14 protein-coding genes are annotated in these 18,426 nt (G+C 66.1%); 12 read left to right on the forward strand and 2 right to left on the reverse strand.

Translation table 11 applies throughout. The annotated features are described in order from the left end of the window. Positions 1-5: 5 nt before the first annotated feature. A complete protein-coding gene (locus NSE01_RS12550) occupies positions 6-677 on the forward strand; it encodes a cytochrome b/b6 domain-containing protein (RefSeq protein WP_147159979.1) in 672 nt (223 codons plus the stop codon). Positions 678-887: 210 nt separating this feature from the next. Here NSE01_RS12550 and NSE01_RS12555 read toward each other — a convergent pair whose 3' ends face one another. Together NSE01_RS12555 and NSE01_RS12560 are read right to left on the reverse strand one after the other, a co-directional pair. Further along, complete coding sequence (locus NSE01_RS12555; protein WP_147159980.1) at positions 888-1,418, reverse strand: phosphoribosyltransferase; 531 nt, start codon at positions 1,416-1,418, stop codon at positions 888-890. 80 nt (positions 1,419-1,498) lie between these two features. Beyond that, entirely contained in the window at positions 1,499-2,446 is a 948-nt protein-coding gene (locus NSE01_RS12560; protein WP_147159981.1) for a LysR family transcriptional regulator, read from the reverse strand. A gap of 131 nt (positions 2,447-2,577) precedes the next feature. Between NSE01_RS12560 and NSE01_RS12565 the strand changes: the two genes are divergently transcribed. The 11 genes from NSE01_RS12565 to NSE01_RS12615 all read left to right on the forward strand — a co-directional run bounded on the left by NSE01_RS12565 (position 2,578) and on the right by NSE01_RS12615 (position 18,384). Continuing rightward, positions 2,578-4,107 carry an amidohydrolase family protein gene (locus tag NSE01_RS12565; protein ID WP_170233829.1) on the forward strand — a complete coding sequence of 510 codons (1,530 nt, stop codon included), beginning with the start codon at positions 2,578-2,580 and terminating at the stop codon, positions 4,105-4,107. A gap of 194 nt (positions 4,108-4,301) precedes the next feature. After that, positions 4,302-6,746, forward strand: a complete 2,445-nt coding sequence (locus NSE01_RS12570; RefSeq protein ID WP_147159983.1) for a TonB-dependent siderophore receptor — start codon at positions 4,302-4,304, stop codon at positions 6,744-6,746. 75 nt (positions 6,747-6,821) lie between these two features. Then, on the forward strand, positions 6,822-7,934 hold the full coding sequence (locus NSE01_RS12575) for a purine nucleoside permease (protein ID WP_147159984.1): 1,113 nt from the start codon (positions 6,822-6,824) through the stop codon (positions 7,932-7,934). A 15-nt stretch (positions 7,935-7,949) separates the two neighbouring features. Next, positions 7,950-9,323: an 8-oxoguanine deaminase gene (locus NSE01_RS12580; RefSeq protein WP_147159985.1), complete on the forward strand. Its 1,374-nt coding sequence runs from the start codon at positions 7,950-7,952 to the stop codon at positions 9,321-9,323. A gap of 13 nt (positions 9,324-9,336) precedes the next feature. Further along, positions 9,337-10,725 (forward strand): uracil-xanthine permease family protein, encoded by a 1,389-nt coding sequence (locus tag NSE01_RS12585; protein ID WP_246135196.1) that lies wholly within the window; start codon positions 9,337-9,339, stop codon positions 10,723-10,725. Positions 10,726-10,824: 99 nt separating this feature from the next. Continuing rightward, the gene (locus tag NSE01_RS12590; protein WP_147159986.1) at positions 10,825-11,964 is read left to right on the forward strand and encodes a bile acid:sodium symporter family protein; all 1,140 of its coding nucleotides are present in this window, start codon (positions 10,825-10,827) and stop codon (positions 11,962-11,964) included. Continuing rightward, positions 11,961-13,295: an AtzE family amidohydrolase gene (locus NSE01_RS12595; RefSeq protein ID WP_147159987.1), complete on the forward strand. Its 1,335-nt coding sequence runs from the start codon at positions 11,961-11,963 to the stop codon at positions 13,293-13,295. Before NSE01_RS12590 ends, NSE01_RS12595 begins: the two co-directional genes overlap by 4 nt. Continuing rightward, entirely contained in the window at positions 13,292-14,635 is a 1,344-nt protein-coding gene (locus tag NSE01_RS12600) for an NCS2 family permease (RefSeq protein ID WP_147159988.1), read from the forward strand. Before NSE01_RS12595 ends, NSE01_RS12600 begins: the two co-directional genes overlap by 4 nt. Continuing rightward, the gene (locus NSE01_RS12605) at positions 14,635-15,561 is read left to right on the forward strand and encodes a 5'-methylthioadenosine/S-adenosylhomocysteine nucleosidase (RefSeq protein WP_147160057.1); all 927 of its coding nucleotides are present in this window, start codon (positions 14,635-14,637) and stop codon (positions 15,559-15,561) included. Before NSE01_RS12600 ends, NSE01_RS12605 begins: the two co-directional genes overlap by 1 nt. A 13-nt stretch (positions 15,562-15,574) precedes the next feature. Then, positions 15,575-17,158 carry a gamma-glutamyltransferase family protein gene (locus NSE01_RS12610; RefSeq protein WP_147159989.1) on the forward strand — a complete coding sequence of 528 codons (1,584 nt, stop codon included), beginning with the start codon at positions 15,575-15,577 and terminating at the stop codon, positions 17,156-17,158. Continuing rightward, the gene (locus NSE01_RS12615; protein ID WP_147159990.1) at positions 17,152-18,384 is read left to right on the forward strand and encodes an allantoate amidohydrolase; all 1,233 of its coding nucleotides are present in this window, start codon (positions 17,152-17,154) and stop codon (positions 18,382-18,384) included. Before NSE01_RS12610 ends, NSE01_RS12615 begins: the two co-directional genes overlap by 7 nt. Positions 18,385-18,426 lie beyond the last annotated feature (42 nt).

Raw genomic sequence — 18,426 nt, forward strand, 5'->3', positions numbered from 1 at the left:
AAGCGATGAGTTCTGAAAGCGAGACCGTGAAGGTGTGGGACCCGTTCGTGCGGGTGTTCCACTGGAGCCTGATAACGCTGTTCGCCGTGGCGTGGTACTCCGGCGAGAACCACGACATGGATCGCCACCGGCAGGCCGGTTACGCGATCTTCGCGCTGGTGGTGTTCCGCATTTTCTGGGGCTTTGCGGGTGGGCGCACCGCCCGCTTTGCGCAGTTTCTGAAGGGCCCGGGTGCGATCGCGCAATACCTCAAGACCCACGACGGCGAAACGCCTTCGGACGGTCACAACCCGCTCGGCGGGTGGAGCGTGGTGGCGCTGCTGACGGTGGTGCTGGCGATCACGCTGGCGGGGCTCTTCGCAGTCGATGTCGACGGGATCGAATCCGGACCTCTGGCGGATTGGGTGAGCTTCGATACCGGCCGCATGGCATCGGAATGGCACGAAGGCGTGTTCAAGGCGGCGCTGGCGGTGATCTGCCTGCATGTGCTGGCGATCGGGTACTACCAGATCCTCAACGCGCAGAACCTGATCGGGCCGATGATCACCGGCAAGCGCGACCGCGCGAAGGGTGAGACGACGCCGGATGTGAAGTGGTCGCCGGTGGCGGCGCTGGTGGGGATTGTGGTGGTTGGTGCGCTGACTTGGCTGGTGATGAGCGGGTTCAAGCTGGGCTGAGCCCATACCTTTCGTCATTCCCGCGCAGGCGTGAATCCAGTGTGCCGTGAATTGAGGTTCGCGCATTTACGTTCTGGACCCCCGCCTTCGCGGGGGTGACGAAGGGAAATGGGTGTGCGGGGGTGACGCGAAGGGTGCTGGTGCGACCGCTGTGCGTGATGCTTCGACAAGCTCAGCATGAGCGGTTTTGTTTTGGGTCCAAGTTTGGAGTTAAGAAAGCCGCTCCGGCACTGCCACGGCTTCTTCGGCCAGCGTTTCGGCGGTCATCACCGCTTCCCAAGGGAAGACGAACCAGCGCTTGTCCTCGGCGCGGTCGATCACTTCGGCGGTGTAGTCCACGCGCGCCTTGGAGCGGCAATTGTCCTTGAGCACGGCGAAGCGCAGGTTGTCCGGGTTGCAGCCGTTTTCGGCCAGCAGGTTGCGGATGTAGACGATGGTGCCGCCGCTATCATTGATGTCGTCGACAAACAGGAGCCGCGTGCCGGTGGTGGACTTGTCAGCCACCTTGCCGAGCAGTTCGTCGGCAAAGCCCGGAACTTTCGACGAATGGTCGATCGACAGCATTGGCACTTGCAGTTCGTGGCTGATGTAGACGGCGGGGACGAGGCCGCCGCGGCCGATGCCGATGATGAAGTCCGCCTTCCAACTGTCACTCGCGAGGAGCCGCGAGAGCTTGCGCACGCTGCCGAGGAAATCCTCGTAGGGGATGTAGTTCAGCACGGGAGCGGCGGCTTCGGTCATGGCAGGTCCGTTTGTCGGGCGGCAAAGGAGAGCCGTTACCGGTTCGGCGCGCCGACCGCAATTGTGCGTTGGGGGCCTTTTCAACCGGAAATGCGCGTGTCCGGGCTGCTTGCATCGGGGCTGGGCCATGCCAGCTGGCTGAACGCGCTCTGGATTTCACCGAGGACGATATCGGCTGCATAGCTCGGCGGGCGCGCGGATGCGGTGCACAGCGCAAGGGTCATCGGGCGCAGCACGGGATCGGAAATGCGGGTGAACGAGAGCAGCCCGGCGCGCACTTCGGTGACGACGTCGAGCGAGGTCAGGATGCCGATGCCGACGCCCTCCATCACGAGGCTGGTAATCATCTGGATGTTGTTGCTGGTCGCCTTGCGTTCCAGCATCAGGCGCGTGGTGCCTTCGAGCACGGCGATCTGTTGGTGGACCGCAAGCGGGCTCGATGGGACGACGACCGGCGAGCCGACGCAGGCGGAAAAGCGGGCCTCGGTCTGCTTACCGAACGGATGGCCGGCGGGGGTGATGAAGCCGAGATGCACCTCGACGAAAGCACGGACGGTGATGTCGCGATAGGATTCCGGGCCGAAGAACACGCCGAAATCAACCTCGCCCGAGGCGATCATGCGGCGGACCTGATCGTTGGACGCGACTTTCACTTCGATGGTGATGCCGGGATAGCGGCTTTGCAGCGAATGGATGGCGGCGGGGATCACGCCCTTGGCGAGCGCATCGATCACCGCGATCTCGACATGGCCGCGCTTGAGGCCGCGCAAGTCCTCGATCTGGGAGCGCACTTCGGCAAGGCTCTTCTGCCAGCGCCCTCCGGCGGCCATCATGATCTCGCCCGCGGCGGTGAGGCGCAGGCCGGTGGGCAGGCGCTCGAACAGCGGCATGCCGATTTCCGCCTCGACATTTAGGATCTGCCGGTCGATCGCCGAGGCCGAGACATTGAGATCGTCCGCCGCCTTGCGGATCGAGCCGAGACGGCCGACCGCCAAGAAATAGCGCAGAAAACGGGAGAATGCCGGCACTTCTTATACCCTACCTATTTTTCGCAACACCTTGCGCGATTCATTGCAGTTGCGCGAAACAGGTCAAGGTCATAATCACGCTGCGGTGCAATAAACGGGGTCGTGCGTTGGGTCGTTGGTCAGGGGGTAGGTTGGCAAGGGCAAGCTGCGCGCTGGGCGTGCTGCTGCTTGCCGCGCCTGCGCTGGCTGAGCCTGTTCTCGACGATCCGGCCCGCGAAGCTGCCGTGGCAAAGCAGATCGAAGCGGCGCGCGAAAGCCCGCCCGCGCTGCGTGTGCTGCTGCGCGGGATGCCCAAGGGCGGTGATCTCCACAATCACCTGGGCGGCGCGATCTATGCCGAGGATTACCTGACCTGGGCTGGCGCCAAGGGCTTCTGCGTCGATGAAACCGGCCTCAGCGTCGAGCCTCCGCCTTGCCCTGCAGAACGTACGATCGAGCGGTTTGCCGCGACCAACGAATTCGGCATGGACCGCCTGATCGACGCAATGTCCACCCGCGGTTTCCAGCGCGGGGTGGGGCAGAACGATGCCTCCGGACATACGCAATTCTTCCGCTCGTTCGACCGCTTCGGGAAGATGGGCGGCGAGACCGCGCAGATGCTCACTGCCGCGCGGCGCATCGCGGCGGGTGACAAGGTTTCGTATCTCGAACTGGATCACAACACGACCGCGCTGGTTTCTGTGGTGCGTGCGGCGGGCGATGCGCCGATCACGGAAAGCGATCTTGCGGCCGTTTTCGCGGGCGAGGCGAAGGAATTTGCCGCGCTGATCCCCAAGGCCCGCGCTGAACTCGACGCTGACGAGGCCGCCTCTGCCAAGGCCATGGCCTGCGGCACGCCTGCTGCCGAACCGGCCTGCAAGGTTGCGGTGCACTACCTGTTCCAGGCGCTGCGCGCGCTGCCGCCGCGGCAGGTCTACCGTTCGCTGATCCTTGGCTTCATGATGGCTGCTGCCGATCCGCGCTTTGTCGGCGTGAATATCGTCATGCCCGAAGATGCGTGGCTCGCGCGGCGTGATTATGCGCTCCACATGGCGATGATCCGCTTCCTCGCCGCCAGGTATCCGAAGGTGAAGCTGACGCTCCACGCCGGCGAGGTGACGCTCGGTCAGGTGCCGCCGCAGGATCTTAAGGACCATATCGCGCAGGCCGTGGCAGCAGGCGCGAAGCGGATCGGGCACGGCACCGGCATCGCCTTCGAGGACAAGGCCGAGGACACCATGGCCCGCATGGCCAAGGAGGGAATCGCGGTCGAGATAAACCTCACCAGCAATGCCGTGATCCTTGGCGTGAAGGGGGCCGACCATCCGCTGCGGCTCTATCGGGCGCACGGCGTGCCGGTGGTGCTTTCGACCGACGACGAGGGCGTGCTGCGCTCCGACATGACGAACGAATATGTCCGTGCGGTGCGCGAGCAGGGCCTGACCTATCCGGAACTCAAGGAGATTGCGCGCGCAGGTCTGCACTATTCGTTTGTGCCGGGCGGGGCGCTGTGGACCGATCCAGTGAAGCGGGTGCCCGTGTCTGTCTGTGCTGATTTTGCCACACCATCTTGCGCCAAGTATTTGTCTGACAACGAGAAGGCGCGGTTGCAGATGGATCTTGAACAGCGTTTTGCAGCATTTGAGGCAGAGCGTCTGGCGCGTGCCGGAAAGGTGTCTTAAGAGCGTAATACGACTTGCCACTTCGGTGGCATAATCACAGATGGGCGCGCCCAGCCTCGGGGATGCCGGATACGGCATGGCGGCAGGGAAGAATGCCCGGTGGTTTGCGGGAGAGGCGCGGTTCAACCACGCGCATGGCAGCTTTCACAGCAGGTGAGGGCGATGCGCCTTTTGCGTCCCAGGGGGTCTATTCAATGCTTCACCCGAAAAAGTCCGCGCAGCTTGCTGCGCCCCGTCACTTTGTCAAAGGCCTTGTGGCGCTGCTCGGTTGCACCGCGCTGACTGCGCCTGCCTTCGCGCAGGAAGCCCCTGCGGCGGATGAGCCTGCCAAGGAAGAAATCGTCGTCGTCGGCTCGCTGAACGCGCTTCCGATCAAGGACGTCGGCTCCATCTTCGGTTTCGACAAGAACCTCGTCGAAACGCCGCGCTCGGCCTCGAGCATCTCGAAGGAACAGCTTGAGCGTTTCGGCGTCAGCGAGATCTACGACCTCGTCGCGCAATCGCCGGGCACCTTCACCAACTCGTTCTTCGGCGTCGGCGGCGCGCTCGACATTCGCGGCACCCCCGGCGAAGTCTACTTCCGCGGCGTGCGTCGTCTCGACAACCCCGGCAACTACCCGACCCCGATCGGCGCCTCGGACCGCATCGACATCGTGCGCGGCCCCGCCTCGCCGATCTACGGCCCGTCGAAGACCGGTGGTTACATGAACTTCGTGCCCAAGTCGGCCCGCGTGGCCAAGGGCAAGTACATGGACAGCGCGGCAGGCCAGATCTCCTACACCGGCGGCAGCTGGTCGAAGAGCGTGCTTTCGGCCGAACTGCGCGGCCCCGGCAAGATCGGCAACCAGGCGTTTGGCTACAGCCTCTACGCCGAAGTCGAGGATTCGGGTTCGTACTACCGCAACATGAACACCAAGCAGACGATCCTGCAGGCCTCGTTCGATACCGACCTCACGCCCAACCTGCGGCTTGAATTCGGCGGCATGTATCAGAACTACAAAGGCCAGCAGAACGGCGGCTGGAACCGCCTGACGCAGGACCTTGTCGATAACGGCACCTACATCACCGGTTCGGCCAAGCCGCTCGACACCAGCGGCGACGGCAAGATCTCGCCCGACGAGTTCGATGCAGCCGGTTCGTTCGGCGTGTTCGGCACCTTCGCCTGCGCCAACAAGGGCGTGTTCCCCGGCGGCTGGAACGACCAGTGCCTCAAGGACAATTACCCGCAGCTCGCGCTGACCAATGTCGGCACTGCCAAGCTCGATCGCCGCAACACGCTGACCGGCCCGAACGACAAGCTGTGGAACAAGTCGACCACTGCCTATGTGGACCTGATCTGGGACCTTGGCCACGATCTCGAGATCAAGAACCAGTTCTTCTATGATGGCTATGACAACATCAACGAGAACGCCTACGGTTTCTCGCAGTTCCACAATTCCTACGTGCTCGAGAACAAGATCGTCATCTCGAAGAAGTTTACCAACGATATCGGCAAGTTCTCGATCCAGGTTTCGCCTTCGGTGCGTTACACCGACTTCCTGCACGGCGATGACTTCGACTACGAGTACTTCCATCGTGTCGACCTGACCAAGGGTTACGACGCGCTGTCGACCCGTCTGCTCTCGACCCAGTCGGGCAAGGACTACTCGAGCTACGTCAAGGGCTATTACACCGATTGGGGTGTCGCTGCGCTGACCGACCTCGATTTCAACTTCGGCCTCGATGTGACCCTCGGTGCCCGTTACGACAACATCAAGGGCAAGTCCTCGAGCGATCCGACCCGCACCCGCTCGGCCAACAGCGCGGTTGGTCAGGACACCAAGGGCGTCTGGTCGTGGTCGGCGAGCGCCAATTACCGCCTGCCCTTCGGCCTCGTTCCATACGCCACGATCGCCCGCCAGTCGGTGGTCATCGCGGGTCAGGGCGCGGAACTCGATCCGGGCAACCTGCAGGGCGGCACCTGGACGACCGCTTCCAAGCTCTATGAAGGCGGCATCAAGGGTTCGTTCCTGAACAACCGCCTCTATGCGGCGGTCTCGGTCTACAAGCAGACCCGCGTCGACTTCAACGCGCAGTCGATCACCGTCAACCAGGCGGTCGAGACGCGCGGTCTCGAAGCGGAAATGCGCTGGTCGGTGGACAAGCACTTCCTCGTGACCGGTGCCTACACCCGCACCAACGTCTACAACCTGACCGCGCTCAACGACGGCGTGCTGTTCAGCTTCTTCGGCATCGGAGACCTCAAGGGCGTGACGGACCAGTCGCTGCATCTTGGCGGTCAGCTGTTCGGCCTGCTGCCGGTGGCGAACAAGGACCAGTCGCGCCGCGCGGGTATCCCGAAGGACCTGTTCTCGGCGACCGCGACCTACTCGTTCGACAACGGTCTGGCCTTCGCGGGCAGCATCAGCCACGTGCCGTCGGTGTTCTCGGGCCAGTCGCAGGTCGTTCGCCTGCCGGCCTACACCCTCGTCGATGGCAGCGTGTCCTACGCCAAGGGCCCGTGGCTGTTCCGCGTGGTCGTCAAGAACCTGACGGACGCCAAGTACTTCCGCGCCAACTTCACCGAGCTCTTCGGCAGCACGATCGCGCTGCCCGAGCGTCCGCGCAGCTGGCAGGCCTCGGTCGTCTACAAGTTCTGACCAAGTGCCAAGGGCGAGGGGCGGCACCGCCGTCCCTCGCACCTCTTCTGACATGATTTAAGGGTGAACCGGCCCATGCGCCTTCTTGCGCCTTTCGCGAGCCTTGCCGCCGCCTTGCTGGCGCCTGCCGCTGCCTATGCCGCCCCGGCGGCCGATGCCGCGACCCTCGCCGCAGTCAAGGCCTGCATTCCGGCACAGCCCTGCGCGGCGAAGCTGCCGGTGCGGGTGGTGGTCGTCACCATGTTCGAGATCGGCAAGGATACCGGTGACAAGCCGGGCGAGTTCCAGCTCTGGAAAGAGCGCCGCCACCTCACCGAAACGCTGCCGTTCCCGCAAGGGTGGCACAACCTCGCCTATGATCCCGAGACGGGCGTGCTGGCGATCGTGACCGGGATGGGCTCGATCAAATCGGCTACCGCCGCGCTTGCGCTGGGGCTGGACGACCGGCTCGATCTTTCAAAGGCCTACTGGCTGGTGGCGGGCATCGCGGGCATCGATCCTGCGGACGCCTCGGTCGGTTCGGCCGCATGGGCGCACTACCTGATCGACGGCGACATCGCGCACGAGATCGATGCGCGCGAGATCCCCAAGAACTGGACGAGCGGCTACTTCGCGCTTCACAGCAAGGGGCCGATGGACCCGACGCCGCTCGATCCGGTGAACGGCGAGATGTTCGAGCTCAACCCGGCGCTGCAGGATTGGGCCTTCGCGCTGACGAAGGATATGCCGCTGCCCGACGATGCGCGGATCGCCGAAGCGCGCAAGGCGTTCAAGGGCTATCCCAACGCGCAGAAGCCGCCGTTCGTGCTGAAAGGCGACAACCTTGCGGCAATGACGTTCTGGCACGGCGCGAAGATGACGCAGTGGGCCAATGACTGGACGAAGTTCTGGACGCGCGGGAAGGGCGAGTTCGTCACCTCCGCGATGGAAGAGACGGGGACGTTCCAGTCGATCGAGTACCTCACCAAGGTTGGCCGGGCAGACCGCGACCGCGTGCTGGTGTTGCGTGCGGCGAGCAATTTCACGATGCCGCCGCCGGGGACTGATCCCGCGACCTACCTCCTGAGCGAGAACCAGGGCTATGCCGGGATGACCGCCGCGCTTGAGAGCCTCTACACGGTGGGCGGCAAAGTGGTCGACGAGATCACCGGGCACTGGGACAAGTACGAGGCTAGCCCGCCGAAATGACGGGGCACCGCTGACATGACGCTGACGCTGATCCGCAACGCCGCCGTGGTCGCCGCCATGGACGATGCCAATGGCGGATCAGGCAGCGAGATTGCCGGCGGCGCGATTGCCCTGCGCGATGGCGTGATCCTTGCGGTGGGGACGACCGCCGAACTGGCGCCGCTCGCGGGCCATGCCGATGTTATCATCGAGGCGGCTGGCTGCGTGGTGACGCCCGGCCTCATCAACACCCATCACCATCTCTACCAGACGCTGACGCGCGCGCTGCCGGGGGCGACAGAGGCTTCGCTGTTCGGCTGGCTCAAGCGGCTGTACCCGGTCTGGGCTCGCTACTCGCCCGATGATGTGTTCGCGGCGACGCAGCTGGGGCTGGCGGAACTGGCGCTCTCGGGCTGTTCGCTGAGCAGCGATCACCTCTACCTTTTCCCCAACGGCGTGACGCTTGACGACACGATCCATGCCGCCGCCGGGATCGGCCTGCGCTTCCACGCGACGCGCGGGAGCATGAGCGTGGGTGAAAGCGCGGGCGGCCTGCCGCCGGACAGTCTGGTCGAGCGCGAGGATGCAATCCTTGCCGATTGCATCCGCGTTATCGACCGGTTCCACGATGCGGCGGACGGCGCGATGGTGCGCGTGGGCGTGGCGCCATGCTCGCCTTTTTCGGTCAGCCGCGAACTGATGCGCGATGCTGCGCTGCTGGCGCGCGACAAGGGCGTGATGCTGCACACGCATCTGGCCGAAGATGCCGACGACGTTGCCTTCAGCCTCGAGCGGTTTGGCTGCCGACCGGGGCAGTATGCGGAAGAACTGGGCTGGACCGGATCGGACGTGTGGCATGCCCACTGCGTCCAGCTCGATGCCGGTGAAATCGATCTGTTTGCGCGGAGCAAGACGGGCGTAGCGCATTGTCCGGGCTCCAACTGCCGGCTGGGTTCGGGTGTCGCGCCGGTCCGGGCGATGGTTGATGCGGGTGTGCCGGTGGGGCTGGGGGTCGATGGTTCGGCGTCCAACGACACCGCGAACCTGCTCGGCGAGGCGCGGCAGGCGATGCTGCTGCAGCGCGTGACGCATGGGGCGACCGCCTTCGCTGCGCGCGAGGCGCTGCGCCTTGCAACGCGCGGCGGTGCGGCGGTGCTGGGGCGCCCTGATCTGGGCCAGCTGAAGCCGGGCCTGCGCGCCGACGTGGCGGTGTGGGACATGGCCGATGTCGCTTCGACCGGGGCATGGGATCTTGTCGCCGGGCTGGTGCTGGCGCCGCCTTCGGGCGTGCGCGACCTGTTTGTCGAAGGCCGCGCCGTGGTGCGCGGCGGTGACCTTGTCCAGACACCGCGCAGCGCGATTCTGGGCGCAGCGCGGCGCTCGCTCGATCGCCTTATGGCCACCGGATAGGAGACTGCCCGCCGTGCAATTGCCCAAGTCGGTCAGCCGTGCCGAGGCCCGCGATCCGGACTTTTTTCCCGGAATGGCCCTCGCGCTTCCCTTGGGCATCCAGCACGTGCTGGCGATGTTTGTATCAAACCTCACCCCGCCGATCATCGTCGCGGGGGCGGCAGGCTTCGGGTTCGGATCGCCTGACCCGTCGCAGCTCATCTACATGATCCAGATGGCGATGCTGTTCGCCGGGATCGCCACGCTGATGCAGACGGTAGGCTTCGGCCCCATCGGCGCGCGGCTGCCGCTGGTGCAGGGTACGAGCTTTGCGTTCATTCCGGTGATGATCCCGATCGTGGCGGGGCGCGGCGTGGGCGCGATGGCGGAATTGACCACGGCGGCGCTGATCGGCGGGCTGGTGCACGGGGCGCTCAGCGTGTTCGTGGGGCGCGTGCGGTTTGCCCTGCCGCCGATGATTACGGGCCTCGTCGTGCTGATGATCGGGCTCTCGCTGATGCGCATCGGGGTGCAATATGCGGCAGGTGGGGTGCCGGCAGTGGGCACGCCAGCGTTCGGCGCGGGGACAAGCTGGCTGCTGGCGGGCGTGGTCGTCTTCGCCACGCTCGGCCTCAAGTTCTTTACGCGCGGGATCTGGTCGACGGCTTCGGTGCTGCTGGGGCTGCTGGCTGGCTATCTTGCCGCGCTGGCGATGGGCCGGATTTCGTTTGCTGCGGTTAGTGCTGCGCCGCTGGTTATGGTGCCGCAGCCGTTCCATTTCGGCTTTGCGCTATCGGCGTCGGCGGTGCTCGGCTTCGTGTTGACGGGTTTCGTTTCCTCGATCGAATCCATCGGCGATGTCGAGGCGATCTGCGAGGGGACGGCGGGGCGGCCCGCCACGGATGGCGAGCTCAAGGGCGCGGTGGCCGCCGATGGCGCGGGAACAGCGCTGGCCGCGATCTTCGGCGCGATGCCCAATACCACGTTCAGCCAGAATGTCGGCCTGATCGCCATCACCGGCATGATGAGCCGCCATGTGGTGACATTGGGCGCGCTGTTCCTGATCGTGTGTGGGCTGGTGCCCAAGATCGGTGCGGTGATCACTACTATCCCCATCGAAGTGCTGGGCGGCGGGGTGATCGTGATGTTCGGCATGGTCGCCTCTGCGGCGCTTTCCATGCTGGCCGGGGTGACATGGAACCAGCGCAACATGCTGGTATTCGGGGTGAGCCTCTCGCTCGCGCTGGGCCTTCAGCTTGAGCCGACGGCGCTGGCGCACCTGCCCGAGACGGCGCGGATGCTGCTCTCTTCCGGAGTGCTTCCGGCGGCGATCATGGCGATCGTGCTCAACCTGATCCTGCCGCACGAGACGGCGGACGAGGATGAGCCGGCGAACCTTGGTCTCGCCGGGGATGGAGCATGAGCAAGTGGTGACGAGCGCTCTCTTTTTTGCAACAAACCGTCCGGTTCATTGCGCTCGCTCGGTAGGGTTCGGCGCGGCATAGCGGCGGGACTCATGGCCATGCGCATCACGATACCCAAGGTTGATCCATTCCTGATGTGGCTGGTGGGCTGCGTCGTGGCGGCGAGTGTGCTGCCCGCGCGCGGGGCCGTGCTGACGGCGTTCGATACGGCAGCGGACGGGGCGATCGTGCTGCTGTTCTTCCTCCACGGCGCCAAACTTTCGCGCGAGGCGGTGCTGGCTGGGATCGGGCACTGGCGGCTGCACCTGATGGCGCTGGCCTTCACCTACATCCTGTTTCCGGCGCTCGGTCTGGCGGCGGCTTCGCTGACGGGACGGATCATCGATCCCTCGCTGGCGGTGGGTCTCTTGTTCCTCGCGCTGCTGCCCTCGACCGTGCAGAGCTCGATTGCGTACACCGCGATGGCGGGCGGCAATGTCGCGGCAGCGGTGTGCAGTGCCTCGCTCTCGAACCTGCTCGGCATCGTGCTCACGCCGCTGCTGGTGGCCGTGTTCATCCATTCGGGCGGGAACGCCGGGATGGATGAGTGGGCGTCGGTCCAGAAGATCGGGACGCAGCTCCTGCTGCCGTTCCTGGCGGGGCACTTGCTGCGGCCGCTGATCGGCACGTGGATCGACGGGCACAAGAAGCTGCTGCAGCCGGTCGACCGTTCCTCGGTACTGTTGGTCGTCTATTCGGCCTTCAGCGCGGCGGTGGTGAACGGGGTGTGGCAGCGTGTTGGTCTGTTCGAACTTGGCGTGCTGCTGGCGGCGTCTGCCGTGATGCTTGGGATCGTGATCGCTGTGAATGGCGTGGTGGCGCGCGCGGCCGGGCTCAAGCGCGAGGATGCGATTGTCCTGCTGTTCTGCGGTTCAAAGAAGAGCCTCGTTTCGGGCGTGCCGATGGCAGGCGCGCTGTTTGCCCCGGCGCAAGTGGGCATGGTGATCCTGCCCTTGATGATCTTTCACCAGTTGCAGCTGTTCGTCTGCGCGTGGCTTGCCGGGCGCTGGCGGCGGGAACTCGATGCGGCGGCAGCGGCGGCGGCTGTTCCGCTTCCCCCGCAGGATGAAGCGGCGATGCTGGCGCGAGCGGGCGAGATCGGCCTGCCGGTGCCGGAGGAATGCCGCCCGGGCGTGAGCGCCAACCTCGCTCTGCTGACCCGGCATGCGCGCATCGCGCTGGGCGAGGAGGGCGCGTGAGGACGGCGACCGACATCGCGGCGGCGGTTCGCGCCGGGCGGGAAAGCGCGGTCTCCGTGGCGGCGCGGACGCTCGATACCCTGCGCGCCGACAGCCACGTCGCGGTGACGCGCGTGCTGGCCGAACGCGCGATGGCCGAAGCGGCGGCGGTCGATGCACGCATCGCGCGGGGTGAAGACGCGGGGCCGCTTGCGGGCGTTCCCTATGCGGTGAAAGACCTGTTCGATGTCGAGGGTCTGCCCACGACAGCAGGCTCGGCAGCGCGTGCCAAAGGGCCAGTGGCAAGCGCGGATGCCGAGGCGGTGCGGCGGCTTAAGGCAGCAGGCGGAGTGCTCTGCGCGACGCTTAACATGGACGCCTTCGCCTATGGCTTTGCCACGGTGAACGCGGACTATGGCACCACGCGCAATCCCCATGATCCGGCGCGGCTGGCGGGCGGTTCTTCGGGAGGTTCGGCAGCGGCCGTGGCGGCTGGGCTGGTTCCGCTTGCGCTGGGGTCCGATACCAACGGTTCGGTGCGCGTACCGGCAAGCCTGTGCGGGCTTTATGGCGTGCGGCCTGCGCGCGGAGACTTGCCGGTTGCGGGCACCTTTCCCTTTGCGGAGAGCTTTGACGAGATCGGCCCGTTTGCCGCTGATCTGGGTGATCTGGCGTTGGTCTGGGAGGTGCTGCGGGGCGGGGCAGTTGCGCCATCGGCTGAGGCGCCAAGGATCGCGCGGCTCGGCGGGCGGTTCCGCGCGAATGCCGATCCGGCACAATGCGCGGCGATCGATGCGATTGCGCCCCAGGCGCCGTTGATTGAGCTGCCCGATGTGGCGCGCGCGCGCAGCGCCGCCTTCGTCATCACGGCCTATGAAGGCGGGCGGCTGCACAAGACCGCACTTGCGGCGGACCCGATGACCTATGATCCGGCGGTGCGCGACCGGCTGATGGCGGGGGCCTTGCTCCCCGATGCGCTCTATGCGCGCGCGCTGGCATTCCGGGCTGAGTATGTCGCCGGCGTCAAGGCGCTGATGGCTCCGTTCGACGTGCTGCTGGCGCCGTCCGCGCCTTGCGCCGCGCCGCTGATCGAGGATCCGACGATTCTGATCGATGGCGAGCCCAGCCCGGCGCGGGCCAACCTTGGCATTCATACCCAGCCGATCACCTTCACCGGCTTGCCGGTGCTGGCGGTGCCCTTGAAGCGGCCGGGCCAATTGCCGCTCGGGCTGCAACTGATCGGCAAGCGCGGCGGCGAAGGCGCGCTGCTGCGGCTCGCGGCGGAACTTGAAGAACGGGGCGCGACCGGCGTCACCATGCCGGCAAATGCATATGCGGGGGAAATGACATGACGGGCGAAGCAGCGAGTACGGGAATGCTGGAGGCCCGGTTCAAGTTGAGCGAACGTGGCACCGATGTGCGCACCGAGGTGCTGGCGGGCTTCACCACCTTCCTGACGATGGCCTACATCGTGCTCGTCAATCCGGCGATCCTTGGGCAGGCGGGGCTTCCTGTCGCTTCGGTGGCGGCGGCGACCTGCTTTGCGGCGGCGTTTGCTTCGATCCTGATGGGGATGGTGGCCAACACCCCGCTAGCGCTCGCGCCGGGCATGGGGCTCAACGCCTACTTCAGCTTCACCGTGGTGCAGCAGATGGGCGTGCCCTGGCCGGTGGCGCTGGGCTGCGTGTTCATCTCGGGCGTCGCGTTCCTGATCCTGACGCTGACGGGCGTGCGGCAGCTGATCGTCTCGGTGATCCCGCAGCATCTGTTTGCGGCGGTGGCAGGCGGCATCGGGCTGTTCATCGGCTTCATTGGCCTGAAGGACGCCGGGATCGTGGTGGCCAATCCGGCGACGTTCGTGGCGCTGGGCAGCGTGACGCAGCCGGGGCCGGCGCTGGCGCTGTTCGGCCTCGTGGTGATCGGCACGCTGGCGGTGTGGAACGTGCGCGCGGCGATGCTGATCGGCATCGTGCTGACGACGCTGGCCGGCTGGGTGATGGGTCAGGTCCATGCGCCGACCGAGCCCTATAGCCTCGCAGCGCTGACGGCGACGGCGTTCAAGCTCGATATTCCGGGCGTGTTCGGGCTTTCGGGGAAGGCGGGGCTGGGGCTGCTCGAGATCCTGTTCGTGTTCCTGTTCGTCGATCTGTTCGACAATATCGGCACCCTAGTCGCAGTCACCAAGCGCGCCGGGCTGATGGATGCGGCGGGAAAGATCCCGGGGCTCAACCGCATCCTGATGACCGATGCGGTGGCGACGATGGTCGGCGCGATGGCGGGTACGTCCACCGTCACCAGCTATGTCGAGAGCGCGGCGGGCGTGCAGGCTGGCGGACGCACGGGGCTGACGGCGGTGGTCTGCGGGCTGCTGTTCCTCGCGACGATGTTCGTCGCGCCCTATGCGAGCCTTGTTCCGCTGGCGGCGACGGCGCCTGCGCTCGTCGTGGTCGGCGGGCTGATGCTGCTGCCGCTGACGGAAGTCGATTGGGAAGACCCGATGGCGGCGATCCCGGCGTTCCTCACCGTCGCGATGATCCCGCTGACCTTCTCGATCGCCAACGGCCTTGCCTTCGGCATCACCGCCCATGCGCTGCTCAAGCTGCTCAAGGGGCAGGCCACGACCAAGGACTGGTTTCTCTACACGCTCGCCGCGCTGTTCGTGGCGCGCTTTGCCTGGATGGCTGCTGCATGATGATGCGTCTGATTTTCCTGATTTTCGCCGCGCTGCTGGCCTCTCCGGCCTGGGCGCAAAAGCTTGATGATACGCCGCGCACGGTTGTGATGACGGCGTTCTATCCGGAGTGGCACTCGCTGGTGCCGACCATAAAGGACGCAAAAGAGCACACGATCAACGGCAGCACGTTTCTGACCGGAACGCTGGAGGGCAAGCCGGTTGTGCTGATGCAGAGCGGCGTCAGCGTGGTGAACGCGGCGATGAGCACGCAATTGGTGCTCGACCGGTTCAACGTGAAGCGGATCGTGTTTTCGGGCATCGCGGGGGGCGTCGATCCGGCGCTGTCCATCGGCGATGTCGTGGTGCCGGAAAACTGGGGCCAGTATCTCGAAGGCTCCTTCGCGCGGAAGACGAAGAGCGGGTGGGTAGCGCCGGACAAGGGCGATGCGGAATCGCCCGCCAACTGGAACTTCATCTTCCCGCGCGGAACGCTGATCACCACGCCGAGCGCGCCGATGAAGCGGGTGTACCGCATTCCGGTCGACGGCGAACTGCTGGCGCTGGCACGGAAGGTTGTGCCCACTATCACGCTGGAGCGCTGCGTGCCGCCTTCTGACAAGATGCGCGCGGGCTCCGCTCTGTGTCTGCCGCGCATGCCCAAGGTCACGGTCGGCGGGACAGGCGTGACGGCGGGCATCTATGCTGACAATGCCGCGTTCCGCATCTACTTGCAGAAGGCGTGGCAGGCCAAGGTGCTCGATATGGAAAGCGCCGCCGTGATGCAGGTGGCGATGAGCAATGCGGTGCCTGCGATCGTGTTCCGTAGCCTGTCTGACCTTGCTGGCGGCGATCCGCACAAGAACATGGAATATGTCTTCGAGCACCTCGCCTCGGCCAATTCGGCGCATGTGGTGCGGGCGTTTGTTGCGGCGCTTCCCAATTGACGGGGCCTGACTAATGGGGCTGACAACGGTCTCGGGCCGCAAGGGCATCGTCACCGCGCCGCACTGGCTGGCGGCCGAGGCGGGGCTGTCGGTGCTACAGGATGGCGGCAACGCGGTGGAAGCCACCGTCGCGGTCGCGGCCTGTCTGGCGGTGGTTTATCCGCACATGACCGGGATCGGCGGCGATGGGTTCTGGGTGATCCATGAGCCGGACGGCGCGGTGCACGGCATTCACGGCTGCGGCGGTGCGGCGGGTTCGGTGTCGCTGGACCTGTATGCCGGGCTGAAGGCAGTGCCATTTCGGGGGGCCTTGGCGGCGAATACGGTCGCGGGGACGATTTCGGGCTGGGCTGCGGCGCTGGAGTCGGCAGGCGGTTCGCTGCCATTGGAACGGCTGCTGCGCGATGCGATTTCGCACGCCGAGGCGGGTGTCGCTGTGACTGCGGGGCAGGCCGCGATTGCCGAGGCCAAGGGACCGGAACTGAGCGTGCAGCCGGGGGCCTATGCCGCGACTTTTGAGCCGGAGGGGCGGCCGCCGCGCGAGGGCGATGTGCTGCGGCAGCCGGTACTCGCTGAGACTCTGCGGCGGCTGTGCGATGAGGGGCTGGCGAGCTTTTACACCGGCGCGCTGGCGGCGGATATCGCCGAGGATCTGGCGGCGCTGGGAAGCCCGGTTTCGGCCAGCGATCTCGCCGCGCATGTAGCCTATCGGCCTGAACCGCTGACGGTTCGCCTCAAGGGCGCGCAGTTGTGGAATTCCGCGCCGCCGACGCAAGGCGCGGCTTCGCTGCTGATCCTCGCGCTGTTTGATCGGCTGGCGGCAAGCGCTGCGGACGAGTTTGATCATGTCCATGGGCTGGTCGAGGCGACCAAGCAGGCGTTCCTGCTGCGCGACAAGCATATGGGCGATCCGGTGTTTGGCGGGTTCGACTGGCAGGCATTGCTGGACGATGCAGCCGCGCTCGATGTGATGGCGGCACGGATCGATCCGGCGCGGGCCTTGCCTTGGCCGCAGCCGCCGCAGTGGGGTGATACTTGCTGGTTCGGCGCGGCAGATGGCGAAGGCCGCGTGGTGAGCGCGATCCAATCGACCTACTTTGAGTTCGGCTCCGGCCTCGTGCTGCCGAAGACCGGGATCACCTGGCAGAACCGGGGGAGCAGCTTCCGGCTGGCGGAGGGCGGATGGAATGCGCTGAAGCCGGGGCGCAAACCGTTCCACACGCTCAATCCAGCTCTGGCGAAGTTCGATGACGGGCGCGTGATCGCCTATGGCACGATGGGCGGTGAGGGCCAGCCGCAGACGCAGGCGGCGCTGTTTAGCCGCTACGCGCGATTTGGCGTGGACCTGCAGGAGGCGATCTCTGCGCCGCGCTGGCTGCTGGGGCGGACCTGGGGCGATCAATCGACCACGCTCAAGCTGGAGGATGGCTTTGCGCCGGAACTCTACGCAGCGCTGGAGGCGGCGGGCCACGCGGTCGAGCGTGTCGGGCCGCTGACGGCGACGATGGGGCATGCTGGCGCGATCGTGCGCCAAGCCGATGGGCGCTTCGACGGCGCGACCGATCCGCGCAGCGATGGCGGGGTGGCGGCATGGTGAGGGCCAAGGTCTCTGGAGGTGCCCGGGCCGTGGCGCGCTGCGAGGCGCTGGCCGTGCCGCCGTTCAGCGACAGCGCGGAAGGGCTCACGCGCACCTATCTCTCGCCCGCTTACAATGCCGCGCAGGAGCAGATTGCGGCGTGGATGGCCGAGGCTGGCATGGCAGTGCGGCGCGATGCGGCAGCCAACCTGATCGGGCGCTTTGAGGGGCGCGAGAGCGGCGCACCAGCGCTGGTGATCGGCAGCCATATCGACAGCGTGCGCAATGCCGGTGCTTATGACGGGCCGCTGGGGGTGCTGCTGGGGATCGAGGCGGTTGCAGCGCTTGGCGAGCGCCCGCCATTTGCCATCGAGGTCTACGCATTCGGCGACGAGGAAGGTTCGCGCTTTCCGGCGGCGATGCTGACGAGCCGGGCGGTGGCGGGGTCGCTCGATCCGGCGGCGCTGGACGTGGCGGACCGCGATGGCGTGCGGCTGGGTGATCTGCTCGATCTGGCGGCCTATCCTTCTGCCGCGAGGGTTGTGGGCGAGATCGTTGCCTATCTCGAGGCGCATATCGAGCAGGGGCCGGTGCTGGAGGCCGAAGGGCTGGCGCTCGGCACGGTGACCGGGATTGCCGCGCAACTGCGCTTCGAGATCGGGCTTTCGGGCACGGCGGGCCATGCCGGGACGACGGCGATGGGCCTTCGCCGCGATGCTGTGGCGGGGATGGCCGAGATGGTGCTCGCCGCGGAGGACGTCGCGACGGCGGGGCCGGCCGATCTTGTCGCCACCGTCGGTGTGGTCGAAGTGCCTTCCGGCGCGGCCAATGTGATTGCGGGGCGCAGCCGGTTCACGCTCGATGTGCGGGCCGGGGATGCGGGCCTGCGCGACCGGGCGGCGGAGGATATCCTGCGGCGATTCCGCAAGATAGCCGGACAGCGCGATCTCGGGCTTTCGGTGCGGCAGGTGCACGATCTGCCCGCAAGCCCTTGCGATCCGGCGCTGATGGACCTGCTCGATGCGGCGACGGCGGAGGCCGGGCACCGGCCCTTCCGGCTCGTTTCTGGCGCAGGGCACGATGCGATGATCATGGCCGCGCTGTGTCCCACCGCGATGCTGTTCCTTCGCTGCAAGGGCGGGGTGAGCCATAATTCGGCGGAACATGTCGAGCCAGCTGATGCTGACGCTGCGCTGGCAGTGATATCCCGCTTTATCAGACTCTTGGGAGCAAAATGTGACGCTTGATCCCACCTTGTTCGGCGAGATCGATCCGCCGCAGCGCCTGCT

It is taken from the genome of Novosphingobium sediminis, assembly GCF_007991615.1.
Lineage (GTDB): Bacteria > Pseudomonadota > Alphaproteobacteria > Sphingomonadales > Sphingomonadaceae > Novosphingobium > Novosphingobium sediminis.

What these genes read in the sequence shown, in the direction of transcription:
- NSE01_RS12605 (WP_147160057.1), top strand. Translation starts at nt 14,635, where the DNA reads ATGATGCGTCTGATTTTCCTGATTTTCGCCGCGCTGCTGGCCTCTCCG.
- NSE01_RS12580 (WP_147159985.1), top strand. Translation starts at nt 7,950, where the DNA reads ATGACGCTGACGCTGATCCGCAACGCCGCCGTGGTCGCCGCCATGGAC.
- NSE01_RS12610 (WP_147159989.1), top strand. Translation starts at nt 15,575, where the DNA reads ATGGGGCTGACAACGGTCTCGGGCCGCAAGGGCATCGTCACCGCGCCG.
- NSE01_RS12575 (WP_147159984.1), top strand. Translation starts at nt 6,822, where the DNA reads ATGCGCCTTCTTGCGCCTTTCGCGAGCCTTGCCGCCGCCTTGCTGGCG.
- NSE01_RS12600 (WP_147159988.1), top strand. Translation starts at nt 13,292, where the DNA reads ATGACGGGCGAAGCAGCGAGTACGGGAATGCTGGAGGCCCGGTTCAAG.
- NSE01_RS12550 (WP_147159979.1), top strand. Translation starts at nt 6, where the DNA reads ATGAGTTCTGAAAGCGAGACCGTGAAGGTGTGGGACCCGTTCGTGCGG.
- NSE01_RS12570 (WP_147159983.1), top strand. Translation starts at nt 4,302, where the DNA reads ATGCTTCACCCGAAAAAGTCCGCGCAGCTTGCTGCGCCCCGTCACTTT.
- NSE01_RS12590 (WP_147159986.1), top strand. Translation starts at nt 10,825, where the DNA reads ATGCGCATCACGATACCCAAGGTTGATCCATTCCTGATGTGGCTGGTG.
- NSE01_RS12615 (WP_147159990.1), top strand. Translation starts at nt 17,152, where the DNA reads ATGGTGAGGGCCAAGGTCTCTGGAGGTGCCCGGGCCGTGGCGCGCTGC.
- NSE01_RS12555 (WP_147159980.1), bottom strand. Translation starts at nt 1,418, where the DNA reads ATGACCGAAGCCGCCGCTCCCGTGCTGAACTACATCCCCTACGAGGAT.